The sequence below is a fragment of the Streptomyces sp. R21 genome, from assembly GCF_041051975.1.
Taxonomy (GTDB): Bacteria; Actinomycetota; Actinomycetes; order Streptomycetales; family Streptomycetaceae; genus Streptomyces.
This window is the reverse complement of the sequence record NZ_CP163435.1, coordinates 9,476,853-9,490,088: the sequence shown is the minus strand read 5'-3', so window position 1 is coordinate 9,490,088 and position 13,236 is coordinate 9,476,853. Positions and strand designations below refer to the sequence as shown.

At 69.7% G+C, this 13,236-nt stretch carries 8 protein-coding genes; 3 read left to right on the top strand and 5 right to left on the bottom strand.

All coding sequences use genetic code 11. The features are described from left to right. The first annotated feature begins 63 nt into the window (after positions 1-63). Positions 64-1,161 (top strand): chemotaxis protein, encoded by a 1,098-nt coding sequence (locus AB5J56_RS42490; protein WP_369241421.1) that lies wholly within the window; start codon positions 64-66, stop codon positions 1,159-1,161. Between the two features lie 60 nt (positions 1,162-1,221). After that, positions 1,222-2,235: a Gfo/Idh/MocA family protein gene (locus AB5J56_RS42485; protein ID WP_369241419.1), complete on the top strand. Its 1,014-nt coding sequence runs from the start codon at positions 1,222-1,224 to the stop codon at positions 2,233-2,235. Positions 2,236-2,301: 66 nt separating this feature from the next. Here the strand turns inward: AB5J56_RS42485 and AB5J56_RS42480 are convergent, their stop codons facing one another. From AB5J56_RS42480 to AB5J56_RS42465, 4 genes are all read right to left on the bottom strand, one after another. Next, a complete protein-coding gene (locus AB5J56_RS42480; protein ID WP_369241417.1) occupies positions 2,302-4,326 on the bottom strand; it encodes a phosphocholine-specific phospholipase C in 2,025 nt (674 codons plus the stop codon). A gap of 173 nt (positions 4,327-4,499) precedes the next feature. After that, positions 4,500-6,773 carry a PAS domain S-box protein gene (locus AB5J56_RS42475; RefSeq protein WP_369243117.1) on the bottom strand — a complete coding sequence of 758 codons (2,274 nt, stop codon included), beginning with the start codon at positions 6,771-6,773 and terminating at the stop codon, positions 4,500-4,502. A gap of 271 nt (positions 6,774-7,044) precedes the next feature. Continuing rightward, positions 7,045-7,920, bottom strand: coding sequence for an LLM class flavin-dependent oxidoreductase (locus AB5J56_RS42470; RefSeq protein ID WP_369241415.1), 876 nt, complete (start codon positions 7,918-7,920; stop codon positions 7,045-7,047). An 8-nt stretch (positions 7,921-7,928) separates the two neighbouring features. Next, positions 7,929-8,948, bottom strand: coding sequence for an aldo/keto reductase (locus AB5J56_RS42465; protein ID WP_369241413.1), 1,020 nt, complete (start codon positions 8,946-8,948; stop codon positions 7,929-7,931). A gap of 153 nt (positions 8,949-9,101) precedes the next feature. Here AB5J56_RS42465 and AB5J56_RS42460 point away from each other — a divergent pair, with 153 nt between their 5' ends. After that, on the top strand, positions 9,102-9,692 hold the full coding sequence (locus tag AB5J56_RS42460) for a TetR/AcrR family transcriptional regulator (RefSeq protein WP_369241411.1): 591 nt from the start codon (positions 9,102-9,104) through the stop codon (positions 9,690-9,692). 58 nt (positions 9,693-9,750) lie between these two features. Here the strand turns inward: AB5J56_RS42460 and AB5J56_RS42455 are convergent, their stop codons facing one another. Continuing rightward, positions 9,751-13,068, bottom strand: a complete 3,318-nt coding sequence (locus AB5J56_RS42455) for a discoidin domain-containing protein (protein ID WP_369241409.1) — start codon at positions 13,066-13,068, stop codon at positions 9,751-9,753. Positions 13,069-13,236 lie beyond the last annotated feature (168 nt).

Genomic DNA, 13,236 nt, shown 5'->3' with positions numbered 1-13,236 from the left:
CGTCCCGTGCGGGGGCCCGCTGCTCCTAATGCCCCACCGGCGAATCAGTCCTATCGTGCACATATGGAGCACGCGCTGAGTACCGCAACCCTTACCGAACTTCGTCGGCCGCGTCCCTATCCCGCGGTGTCCGTGCTGACGCCGACCCACCGCAGGGAGCCCGACAACGCCCAGGATCCGGTCCGGCTGCGCAATGTGGTGGCCGAGGCCAAGAAACAGCTGGAGGCCGACCCGGCGGTGACCCGCGAGCGGCGGACGGATCTCGTCGCACAGCTCGACCTGGCGCTCGCGGAGGTGGATCTGGCGCACGCCGAGGACGGCCTGGTGATCTTCGCGGCTCCGGGCGAGCACCAGGTGTGGTCGCTGGCCCGCACCGTGCCCGAGCGTGTGGTGCTCTCGGACACCTTCCTGACCCGCAATCTCGTCGCCGCGCAGGTCTCCGAGCGCCCCTTCTGGGTGCTGTCCGTCTCAGCCGACCGGGTCACGCTGTGGAACGGCGGCGCCGACCGTGTCGTGGCCGAGGACAGCGGGGGCTTCCCGCTCACCCGGAGCCTGGAGGACCCGGACGCCGAGCGCCAGGAACGGGTCGGTGACCTCGCCAGCACCTTCCGCGCCGAGCGCACCCGTCAGTTCCTGCGCGAGGCCGACACCGCCATGAGCACGGTGCTGCGCGAGCATCCCCGGCCGCTCTACGTCACCGGCGAGACGGCTGCGCTCTCCGCCCTGGACGAGGTGGGCACGGTCACCAAGCAGGCCTCCCACATCCCGCACGGCGGTCTGGCCCACGGCACCCCCGAGGCGGTGTGGCAGGCGGTCCGGCCGCTGATCACCGCCGAGGAGCGGAAGAACGTCGACGCGGTCGCCCGGGAACTCGAGTCGGCCCGCGGCCGCAAGGAGTTCGCCGCCGGGGTCGACGAGGTGTGGCAGAACGCGGCCGAGGGCCGGGTCCGACTGCTGGCCGTCGAGGAGAACTACCGCGTGACGGTGCGCGACGACGGCGGCGAGCATCTCGTCCCGGCCGAGAGCGGCGATCTGGACGCCCGCGAGGACATCGTCGACGAGATCGTCGAACGGTGCCTGGAGACCGGCGCCGACGTCCGCTTCGTCCCGGACGGCAGCCTCGCGGACGCGAAAGGCATCGCAGGGGTACTGCGCTACTGATCTTTCCGGCCGACAATCGGATCACATGGACCGAGCTGTCGGCGGAGAGGTGCAAAGCGCGTGAGTGAGCTGTTGGGTGTGGCGGTCCTGGGTGCCGGACACATGGGCGCCGACCATATACGGCGCATCGACCAAGTGGTGAGCGGCGCCAGGGTCGCCGCCGTCGCCGATCCCGAGACGGAGCGGGCCAAGGGCGCCGTGGCGGGCATCGACGGCGTATCGGTCCACACCGAGGTGGCGGCCGCACTCGACGCGCCCGGCGTGGGCGCGGTGTTGATCGCCTCGCCCGGGCCCGCGCACGAGGAGGCGCTGCTCGCGGCCTTCGCGCGCGGCCTGCCGGTGCTGTGCGAGAAGCCGATGGTGCCGGAATCGGCGGGTGCGCTGCGGGTGGTCGAGGCCGAGGCCCGGCTCGGGCGACGGCTGGTGCAGGTCGGTTTCATGCGGCGCTACGACGCCGAGTACGGGCGGCTCAAGTCCCTGCTGGACAGCGGGCAGTTGGGGCGGCCGCTGATGCTGCACTGCACACACCGCAATGTGTCGTCCCCGCCCGGCTTCACCTCGGCGATGCTGGTCAACAGCTCGGTCTCGCACGAGATCGACGCGGCGCGCTGGCTGCTGGGCCAGGAACTCACGGCGGTGACCGTGCGCCGTCCGCAGCCGTCCGCGCACGCACCCCAGGGGCTGCTGGACCCCCAGTTCGTGCTGTTCGAGACGTCGGGCGGCGCACTGGTGGACGTGGAGGTCTTCGTCAACTCCGGCTTCGGCTACCAGGTGCGGTGCGAAGCGGTCTGCGAGTCCGGCACCGCGCGGATCGGGGACGAGCACACGATGGTGGTGACCCGGTCCGGCGGTGCCTGCGAGGAAGTGGCGCAGGACTACCTCGTACGGTTCGCGGACGCCTACGACCGCGAGGTCCAGACATGGGTGGACGCCACCCGGGAGGGCAGGGTCACCGGCCCCGGCGCATGGGACGGTTATGCGGCGTCCGCCGTCGCCGAGGCCGGAGTCCGGGCGCTGGAGACCGGCGGCCGAGTGGCCGTGGACCTCGCGCCGCGCCCGGACCTGTACGGCTGAACGGACCTGTACCGCCGACTCGGCCGGGGCGACTACCGCCGACTCGGCCGGTGCGACTGAACCGGCTCAGCCGCTGACGCTCGCCCCGCCCGTCTCGATGTGCCCGGTGAACCGGCGCGACCAGGTCGCGTCGGAGTCCACGGTGACGGTGAAGTCGTACCAACCGCCCTGGTAGGCCACCGCGTTGAAGAAGTCCTCCGCCGCCCCGCCCGCGGCCACGGTGTACGTCCACGGCCCGTCACCGCGGTAGTGGTTGGAGGTGATGGTGAACTTCACCGCCGCCGCCGAGGAGTTGGTCATCTTCAGATAGAGGGCCGTCTTCCCGGTCCCGGACTCCGTCGCGTAACGGTCGCTCACCTCGGCCGCCTTGCCGGCCTTGGTCGCGTCGCCCTTGAAGCGGCGCAGGAAGCGGTTGGGGCCGACCATGGTGAAGTCGTACTTGCCGTCGCCGTACCCCGTGCCGATGTTGAAGGAGTCGGAGGCGGTGCCACCCGCGTCGACCGTGTACTGCCAGGGCGTGGTGTCCCGGTAGGCGTTCGGATGGATCGAGAAGTGCGCGGCGCTCCTGGCCGGGGTGCCCTGGTTGGTCATGGCGAACCAGGCGAGAATCTTGCCGCTCGCACCGAACTCCAGGTGGTCCAGATGGCCGGCCGGCTGGTACGGCAGGGCTCGGGCGGGGCGGGTGCCGGGCTCCTGGGCGGGCAGGGCGTTGGCAGTGGGCACCGGGTTGGGCAGGGGGCCGCAGGTGGCGGACCCGATGACGCTTGTGGTGGGCAGGGAGGCGGCGCCGTAGACCGGGTTGCCGAAGTCGAAGACGCCGGTCAGGTCGCCGGTGACCTTGCGGCGCCAGGAGCTGATGTTGGGGCAGGCGGCCGGTTTGCCGAGTGCGGCTGTCCAGGACTCCAGGAACCGCAGGACGGAGGTGTGGTCGAAGACCTCCGAGGAGACCCAACCACCGCGCGTCCAGGGCGAGATGACGAGCATCGGGACACGGAAGCCAAGGCCGTAGGGGGTGCCGTTGAGGAACTCCCCCGCCGTGCCCGCGGGCGGCGCCGGCGGCGGCACGTGGTCGAAGAAGCCGTCGTTCTCGTCGTAGTTGAGGAACAGGACGGTCGAGTCGAAGACGTCCGTGTCGGCCGCGAGCGCCTTGTAGACCAGGTCGACGAAGTGGGCGCCGTCGCCGGGCGGGGCATAAGGGTGCTCGGAGAAGGCCTGGTTGGCGACCACCCACGAGACCTGCGGCAGGGTGCCCGCGAGGACGTCCGCCTTGATGGCGGCGGCGATGTCGTCGGGCGTGGAGCCGGTGGCCTTCGGCACGGAGGCCATGCCGCGGTCGTACAGCGGGTCGCCCGCCTTGGCTGCGGCGAACTTCTTGAAGTAGGCGCAGCCGTTGTCGCCGTAGTTGTCCTGCGCGTTCTGGTAGACCTTCCAGGTCACCCCGGCCGTCTGCAGGGCCTCGGCGTAGTTCTGCCAGGTCAGTCCGGACTCGTCGCCGCCGTCGTAGCTGGAGCCGTCGACCTTGCCGCTCCACAGGTAGGTGCGGTTGGGGCCGGTGGCGCTGAGGGAGGAGCAGAAGTAGGCGTCGCAGATGGTGTACGCGTCGGCGAGCGCGTAGTGGAACGGGATGTCGGTGCGGTCGAGGTAGCCGAGGGAGCGTACGTTGCCGACGCCGGCGACCCAGTTGTCGAGGCGCCCCTTGTTCCAGGCGGAGTGCTGCGAGGACCAGGAGTGCGGGAGGTCGCCGGTGCACTGCGCGAGGGTCTCGCCGTCCTTGCCGCCGGCGGCGGGCGTGGAGCTGAGCTTCCACGGGTACTGACGGCCGGTGCCGCTGGGCTGGTTGAAGACGGAGTTGCCGCCGGAGAGGGCGATGCCGCTGCGGTCGTCGAAGCCGCGGACGCCCTTGAGACGGCCGAAGTAGTGGTCGAAGCTGCGGTTCTCCTGCATGAGGATGACGACGTGCCGTACGTCCGAGATCGTGCCGTTCGCCGCGGTGCCGGCGGCGGCTGCCGGACGGGTTCCGGCGCCCATCGCCACGCCTGCCGCCACTGATGCGCCGAGCCCCACGAAGCCTCTTCGGCTGATCGGTGTCATTCGCCCGCCCTCGTCACTGGCGTGCCCCTGCGGCACACCGCGCGCAAGAGTGCACGCGGTGATCGTCAAGGTCCATACCTGTGCGGTGAGATGGGAGTGAACAGCGGCCGAACCATGCCGCCACGGCACGAGGTGGAGGTCAGTCGGGTGCGCCCGGTCCGTCCCGGGTGGGGCTAGAGCTTGAGGGTGAACCAGGTGGTCTTGCCCTCGTCGGTGGAGCGTACGCCCCAGTCGCCGGCGAGGGCGCGGACGAGGATCAGTCCGCGCCCGGACTCCTCGTCGTCGGCGGCCAGCCGAGGCTGAGGCAGATGGGGGCTGCGGTCGCTGATCTCGACGGTGAGTTCGCTGTCGGTGCGGCACATGTGCAGGCCGAGGGGGCCCTGGGCGTGCTGTACGGCGTTGGTGAGGATCTCCGAGAGCAGCAGGCGTGCGTCGTCCGCGATGTCGACGCAGTCCCAGGAGGTGAGGGCCTTGCTGAGGAAGGCGCGGCCTTCGGGCACGGACTCGGGCCGGGCCGGCAGGGTGGTGGTGACGGCCGCCAGCGGGGCGTCGGGGAGCCGGGTCAGCAGCAGGGTGACGTCGTCGTTGTGGCCCTCGGCGTCGGGCAGCAGGGTGGCCAGGACGTGGTCGGCGGCCTCCTCCAGGTCGGGGGCGGCGGCGAAGAGACCGTCCAGGGTGGCGGTGAGTTCGGCGAGCTGGTCCTCGATGTCGCTGCCGGGGGTTTCGATGAGGCCGTCGGTGTAGAGGACCAGGGTGGCGCCGGGTGAGATGACCGAGGTGGACTGCTGGTAGAGAACGCCGCCCACGCCCAGGGGTGCGTTCACGGGTGCCGGGAGCGCATGGGCGCCCTGGCCGGGGGTGGCGACCAGGGTGGGCAGATGGCCGGCCGAGCAGGTGGTCACCTCACCCACGTCGGAGGCGATGACCAGGTAGCAGCAGGTCACGAGTTGGTCGGGTACGTCGAGGTCGGCGACGGCGATGTCGAGGGCCTGCATGAGCCGGCGGGGCTGCATGCCCGTCTTGGCGAGCGCGTGGGCGGCGGAGCGCAACTGGCCCATGACGGCGGCGGCTTCCAGTCCGCGGCCCATCACGTCGCCGATGAGTACGCCGACCCGGCCGGCCCCCAGGGGAATGAGGTCGAACCAGTCGCCGCCCACGCCGGCGCCCTGGGTGGCCGGCCGGTAGCGGCTGGCGGTGGCGAGTCCGGGGATGGCCGGTGGCGTGCCCATCAGACTGCGTTGCAGGGTCAGCGCGATGTGCCGCTGCTGCTCGTAGAGGAAGGTCAGTTCCGCCTCGGCCCGCTTGCGGTCACTGATGTCGCGGACGATGGCGCATGCGCCGAAGACGGTCCCGTCGGCTGCGCGGGAGGGCCACAGGGTGATGTCGACGTCGAGGAGCTCGCCGGAGCGGGTCAGCCGCAGCGTCTCGAAGTGCTCGACTCTCTCCCCGCCGCTCAAACGCTCCATCAGGGCGTCGATCTCGAACCGGCGCTCGTCCGGCGCGAGCACGGAGACGTGCCGGCCGATCACTTGGGCCGGGGTGTAGCCGTAGAGCCGTTGGGCGGCGGCGTTCCAGTAGGTGATGCGACCGTCGAGGGTCTTGGCGAGGATCGCGTCCTGGGAGGATTCGACGAGTCCGGCGAGTTCGTTGATGCGTTCCTCGGCCCGCTTGCGTTCGCTGACGTCGCGGACGGCGGCGGACACCAGGAGACCGTCGGTGGTCTCCAGCGGACTCAGACTGATCTCGACCGGGAACTCCGAACCGTCCTTCCGCAGCCCATGCAGCTCCAGACCCGCACCCATCGGCCGGACCTGCCGATTGTCCGCATAGCCCTCACGATGCATCGTGTGATGCCCACGAAAGCGACCCGGCACCAGCAACTCCACCGGATTCCCCAGCAGTTCCTCCCGCCGATACCCGAACAACGCCTCCGTCTGCGCATTCACCAACCGGATCGTCCCCGTGTCATCCACGATCACCATCGCATCCGGCGCCGCCTCCAACAGCCCCCGGAACCTTTCCTCCGCGGCCTTGCGTTCGCTGACGTCGCGGACGGCGGCGGACACCAGGAGACCGTCGGTGGTCTCCAGCGGACTCAGACTGATCTCGACCGGGAACTCCGAACCGTCCTTCCGCAGCCCATGCAGCTCCAGACCCGCACCCATCGGCCGGACCTGCCGATTGTCCGCATAGCCCTCACGATGCATCGTGTGATGCCCACGAAAGCGACCCGGCACCAGCAACTCCACCGGATTCCCCAGCAGTTCCTCCCGCCGATACCCGAACAACGCCTCCGTCTGCGCATTCACCAACCGGATCGTCCCCGTGTCATCCACGATCACCATCGCATCCGGCGCCGCCTCCAACAGCCCCCGGAACCTTTCCTCCGCGGCTCCTGACCCGTGCCCGTCGAGCGCATCGCCACAGACGCAGTGCCTCGATCCCATCGCCGCGGCTTCGTGAGCCGGCACCACTCTGGTCACGTCACTCATGTCCGCCCCAAACCCACCGCAGCCGCAAGGATTCGGGCCATCCCAGTACACCCGGGCAGCGCCAGTGCCTGCTTGTTCTCTACTGGCCGCACAACGGCCGGTTCTGTGCGCGACCTGCGTCACCGGTGACCGTCTGCGACAGCGGAACGATCACCGCGCGAGCCTTGGGGTTCTGGGCAGGATCAAGGTCCGCAGCTCGCCGGCGCACCGCCGGCCGACCGCCGTCTCATCCAGATGTGCTGATCAGCTCGTCGGTGACCCATCGGGCGACGTCGGCGGGGTACGGCGCCGACAGCCCGAGGACGATGTGCCGGAACCCGGCGCCGATCGCCTCGCCGATCGCGTCCCGGGTGACGCCGGGCCGGTCATAGGAGACGGACAGGTGGATCGAGCGGGTGACCGAGTCGGGGTCGCGTCCGATATCGGCGCAGTAGCGGTCAAGGAGTGCGCTGCGTGCGACGCAGTCTTCGATGTCGCCGCCCGGGATGTTCCACAGGTCGGCGTGCTCGGCGACCACACGCAACGTCGAGGACGAGCGTCCACCGATGAGGATCGGCGGGTGCGGACGCTGGACGGGTTTGGGGCTGCCGAACGCTCCGGTGAGGTGGTGGTGGGTGCCGTGGAAGTCGAACGGTTCGGCCTCGGTCCACAACCGCCGTATCACCGTGCATGCTTCGGCGAGGCTCCCCACGGCGTCGGCGGTGTCGTGGAACGGCAGGCCGTGCGCCGCGTACTCACGCCGGGCCCCGGGAGGGTTGGGCCGTGAGCCGGCGCCGATGCCGAAGTCGAGCCGTCCGCCGGAGACGATGTCGACGGTCGTGGCGATCTTGGCCAGTATCGCGGGCGGCCGGAACCGGTTACTGGTCACCAGCACGCCGAGCCGCAGCCGTCGAGTGTGGGCGGCGAGGGCCGAGAGCAGTGTCCAGCCTTCGTACGTCGGCCCGTCCGGCTCACCGAGGATCGGCATGAGGTGATCGAACAGCCATGCGTGCTCGATCTCCGCAATCGCATCCGCCTCACGCCAGACGCGTAGGACGTCGCGGTAGTCGACCTGCGAGGGAGCGGTCATGATCCCGAATCGAGGACGGGGTGCGTGCGCCATGGGCGGGATCACCGGCGCCGCAGCGACGGGTCGAGCAGGGCGGGCGGAGTGTCGAACTTCTCGTGCGCGGCGAGGTCGGTGCCGGGTGCGACGATCGCGTCTATCGCGTCGAGTACGTCGGCGGAGAGCACGGTGTCGGCGGCGGCGAGTTGCGCGTGCAGGTGGTCCGGCGTGCGGGGGCCGATGAGCGCGCTGGTAACCGCCGGATGCGCGGTCACGAATCCGAGCGCGAGCTGGACCATGGTCAGGCCGGCCTCGTCGGCGACCTTGGCCAGCTGCTCCACGGCATCGAGCCTGGCTCGGTTGGAGGGGATGGCGGTGTCGAAACGTTGCGGCATGAACGTCGAGCGGCTGGTGGTGATCTCCTGCCCCTCGCGGATCGCGCCCGACAGCCAGCCCGAGGCCAGTGGGCTCCACACCAGCACGCCGAGCCCGTACTCCTCGGTCACGGGCAGGACGTGGGTCTCGATCCCGCGCTGGAGGATCGAGTAGCTGGGCTGTTCGGTGACGTAACGGCTCAGGTGATGCTCGCGGGCTGCCCACTGGGCTTGCACGATGCGGTAGGCGGGGAAGGTCGAGGAGCCGAAGTGGCGGATCTTTCCCGCGCGTTGCAGGTCGGTCAGGGCTGACAGCGTCTCCTCGTCGCCGGTGTTCGGGTCCCACCGGTGGATCTGGTAGAGATCGACGTGCTCGACACCGAGACGGCGCAGGCTGTTGTCCAACTCGGTGACCAGCCAGCGGCGCGAACTGCCCTGATGGTTGCGCTCGTCGCCCATCGGCATGCCCGCCTTCGTGGCCAGCACGATGTCGTCACGGCGGCCGGCGATGGCCTTGCCGACCATTTCCTCCGACTCTCCGGCGCCGTACATGTCGGCGGTGTCGATGAGGTTGATCCCGCCCTCCAGTGCGGCATCGACGATGGCGGTGGCCTCGTCCTGGGTGGTGCGCCCGATGGCGCCGAAGTTCATCGCGCCGAGCGCGAGGGAGCTGACCTGCACACCGGTGCGGCCCAAGGTGCGGTACTGCATGACCGTGTTCCTCCGTGATGGATGGAGCCTGCGGCAAGGCGCGGCTGGTCGTCGGACCCGTGCTCTGACATCATGAGCAAACGGAACCTTGTTCCGTTAACGATACGGAACACTGTTCCGCTTTGGCAAGCCCGGCACGGAGGAAGCAGCGCGGTGAACGACAACGACGAGGGCACAGGGCACCCGACCCCGCCCAAGCGGAAGGACGCCCGGCGCAACAAGGAGACTCTGCTCGACGCGGCCGCCTCGGTCTTCGTGACCTCAGGCGTGGAGGCGCCGGTGCGCGACATCGCGGCCGAGGCCGGCGTCGGGGTGGGAACGATCTACCGCCACTTCCCGACGCGAGCGGACCTCATCATCGCCGTCTACCGACACCAGGTCGAAGCCTGCGCCGAGGCCGGGCCGAGCCTGCTGGCAGCCGGCCCGACTCCGCATGCCGCACTGGGGCGATGGATCAACCTCTTCGTCGACTTCCTGGTCACCAAGCACGGACTCGCCGCCGTGCTCCAGTCCGACAACTCGGACTTCGAGGCGCTGCACACCTACTTCCTCGACCGGCTCGTGCCCGTCTGCACCCAACTGCTCGACGCTGCGGCCGAGTCGGGCGAGATCCGTTCCGATCTGGCGGCCTACGAACTCATGCGCGGTGTCGGCAACCTCTGCATCGGCGCGGAGAGCGATCCTCGCTACGACGCCCGTCGACTGGTCGAGCTCCTCATCACAGGACTGCGCCGGTCGAACTGACCGTCGGCGGCCGCGAATCCGCGGCCGCCGACGGCTTGTCAATCCCTGCCGCTCGATGTCACCCGACGCGGATCTCGGCCAGCTGCAGACGGTACTTACCGCTCTCGTCGACTGCCGGGCTGCCGAGCCTGGTGGCATCGACGCGCAGATAGCGGCCGGTGGCGCCGGTCAACGTGTACGACTGGCTCCCCCCGTTGGGGTTGGCCTGGCCGGTGACGGTGCGGACGGTGGTGTACGTCGTGGCCCTGTCCGCGCGGGTCTGGATCCTGAAGTCGGCCGGGAACCCGGCCGTGCCACCGCCGACCGCCGCGGTGTCCGTGCGCGGGGACAGGGTGAGCGTGCCGATCGCCCGGTCGGCACCGAGATCGACCTCGATCCAGACGGAGTTGGCGCCGACATCGGCGGAGGGGAAGTCGGTGCTGGTGAATCCCTTGGTGCCGCTCTGGCTCGTCGTCGTGCCGTCGAGCACCCGCGTCTTGCCCCAATCGCCGTTCTCCAGCGTGTAGTTGGCGGTGACGGTGGTCGAGGCGGTGGGGACGGTGAGCTCGGCGAGCTGGAGGCGGTACTTGGCGGTCTCGTCGGCTGCCGGGCTGCCTAGTTTGGTGGCCTGCAGGCGTACGTAGCGGGCGGTGGCGGTCTTGAAGCCGTATGTCTGCGGGAGCCCCTTGGGGTTGGGCTCGGCGGTGACCGTCCGGACGGTGGCGTAGGAGGTGGCGCCGTCGACCCGCGTCTGGAGGGTGAAGTCGACCGGGAAGCCCGCGGTGCCACCACCGGCCGCCTGGGTGTCGGTGCGCGGGAAGAGGCGTACGGCGTCGAGGTCGGTGTCCGCGCCGAGGTCGATCTCGACCCAGACGGGGTTCGCGCCGACATCGGCGGAGGGAAAGTCGTTGCTGGTGTACCCCTTGGCACCGCTCACGCTGGTCAGGCCGCCGTCGGTGAGCCGGTTCCTGCCCCAGTCGCCGTTCTCCAGGCTGTTGTCGGCGGAGACGGGCCTGCCCAGGGCGAGGTCGTCGAGGCGGCCGGTTCCGGTCGCGGTGAAGGTCCAGGTGCCCGGCTGCACGGTGAAGTAGACGTACGAGGAGTCGGCGCTCTCGTACGTCAGACCGCTGACGCTGCCGGTGGCGGCTCCGCCGGTGAAGACGGTGGTGCCGCCCGCCTTGATGACGGGCCGGGAGCTGCCGTAGACGGGCACCCCCACCCGGGCGGTGGTTCCGCCGGGCGAGTTGAGCGTCAGCGTGACGCTGCCGCCGTCACGGTTGATGCCGACGCGGACGTCCCCCTTGACGGTGGGCGTCACGGTGCTGATCTTCGTCAGGGTGCCGGTCTGCGGGATGACGTCGTACGTCGTCCAGCCGGGCCGGGTGGGGCGGACCCCGGCGGCGTAGGCGGACAGCGCGTACAGCGGACCGCCGTTCCAGGCGTGGTTGTCGGTACCGTCGGCCTTGGTCCACAGCTCCCACAGCGTGTGGCATGCCGGGTCGGCGACCTGGGCGGCGTAGCGGTTGCGCATGCGTTCCTCGGCGATGGTGGCCGCGCCCATCAGATACAGCGCTTCGAGGACGTAGAACTCCATGTAGGGGCTGGCGTTGAGGTGATTGCGCAGCACCTCGGTGACCGGCCGGAAGCGGGAGGCGGGGGCCAGCCCGGCGACCACCGCGAGGGCGTTGCCGCGGTCGTCGGTGTCGCCGTTGTAGCCGGGCGAGCGGTACTCGTTCTTCGAGGCGTTCCACAGCACGCGGTCGAAGTTGGCCTTGATGCTGTCGCGCCTGGCCTTCCACCCGGTGACGTCGCCGCTGTTGCCGCTGAGGTCGGCGAGCTTGGCGGCGGTGTCCAGGGCCAGGTAGTACCAGCAGTTGTCCAGGACGCGGGCGTCGATGTTGGTGCCCCAGTCCTCCCAGTCCCAGTCCCCTGCGCGGTGGTTGACCAGCCCGTCGCTGTCCAGGCTCCACAGGTTGAGGTACGTCTTCACCGCCGGGTAGGCGCCGGTGACGGCATCGGCGTTGCCGGTGTAGAGGTAGTACGTCCAGAACGACCACACCGAGGCGAGCATCTGGACGGGCAGTTCGGCGGTCCAGATGGTGGAGGGGACCGGCGAGTAGAGCGCGCCGTTGGACTTCTGCCAGGAGGCCAGCTGGGAAATCGCCTTCGCGCCGAGGGCGTGGGAGCGGGTGTCGAAGGTGTAGAAGCCCTCCTTGAGCTGGTTGACCACGTCACCCCACCACTGGGCGCGTTCGCGGGTGGGGCAGTCCATGTAGTTGTCCCGCATGTTGACGTACATCGTGCGGGCCGCCTTGCCCCACAGGCTGTCGAGGAAGGCGTCACTGCTGCTGAACGAGCCCGCGAAGTCGGTGTCGTAGCCGGACTCCCGGTATTTCAGGTCGAGGATGGTCACGCCCGCCGGGATCGTGTAGCGGACGGCGGTGCCGCTCATCCATCCCAGCGACTCGAACTCCTGCACACCGCCCGTGCAGATGTAGGTGGAGCGCACGTTGTAGGCGGTCCCGGGCTCGATTCCCGTGAGGCCCGCGCCGTCGTCGTAGTGGTCGGTCTGCATACCGATCACCGCGCCGGCCGGGGCGTCCACCTTCAGATACGGAGTGACCTGGAGGTTGGACGGGAGGGTGGCCGAGATGGCGGTGGAGCCCTGGCCGGAGGCCGGGAGCGAGGCGGCGTTGGTGTAGGTCTTCAGGCCGGAGTAGCGGAACTGCGGGATGGGCCGCTCGACCAGGTTGTTCCAGGGGGCGGCACCGACCGCTCCGTAGTCGGTGGGCGCGCTCCATGCGCGGTCGTCGAAGCCCGGGGACTGCCAGTCCGTCATGGCGGCGGCGCTGCGGGCGTCGTAGGAGATGTTGGACTCGGGCAGCCGGAAGTTGGCCTGTGTCCCGCTGGTGTTGTTCGAGTAGCCCGGGTGGACGGTGTGCTTCCAACCGGCGTCGCTGAGCACGCGGGTGGTCGTCGAGCCGACCTGGATGTCGGACTGGAACAGCAGACCGCCCTTGCCGCTGCTGTTGTGCGAGAAGCCCTGCTTGCCGAAGTGCCACACCAGCAGCGCGACCGTGTTGCTGCCGCCGGTCAGGTGAGGCGCCAGGTCGATCTCGTCGTAGTACGTGTCCGTACGGTTCGGGCCTCGCTTGAGCTGTCCCTCGAAGACCACCAGCGTGCCGTTCACCCAGAGCCAGTACTTGGAGTCGGCGGAGATCCGCGTCACGGCCTTGGACGGGGCCGCGCCCAGAGTGAACGATCTACGGAAGGCCACCCACTGGTTCGCCGAACTGGCCGACGCCCAGATCCACTTCGCCGTCCAGGAGACGGCGGCCGACGCCACGGACGCGCCCCCGGGCAGGACCAGGGAGCCCAGGGTGGGAACGAGAGCCACGGCTATGGCCGAGTGCAAGACGGACCGACGTGTCACCTGGGGCATCGAGGGCTCCTGCTGTCGAGGGTGGGGGGTGCTCGGCCGGAATGGAGTCGAGATCCCAAGTGGATGGGCACTCCGACTAATTGAATCGATTCAAACCGGCGTTGCAGATGCGATGCTGAGCCC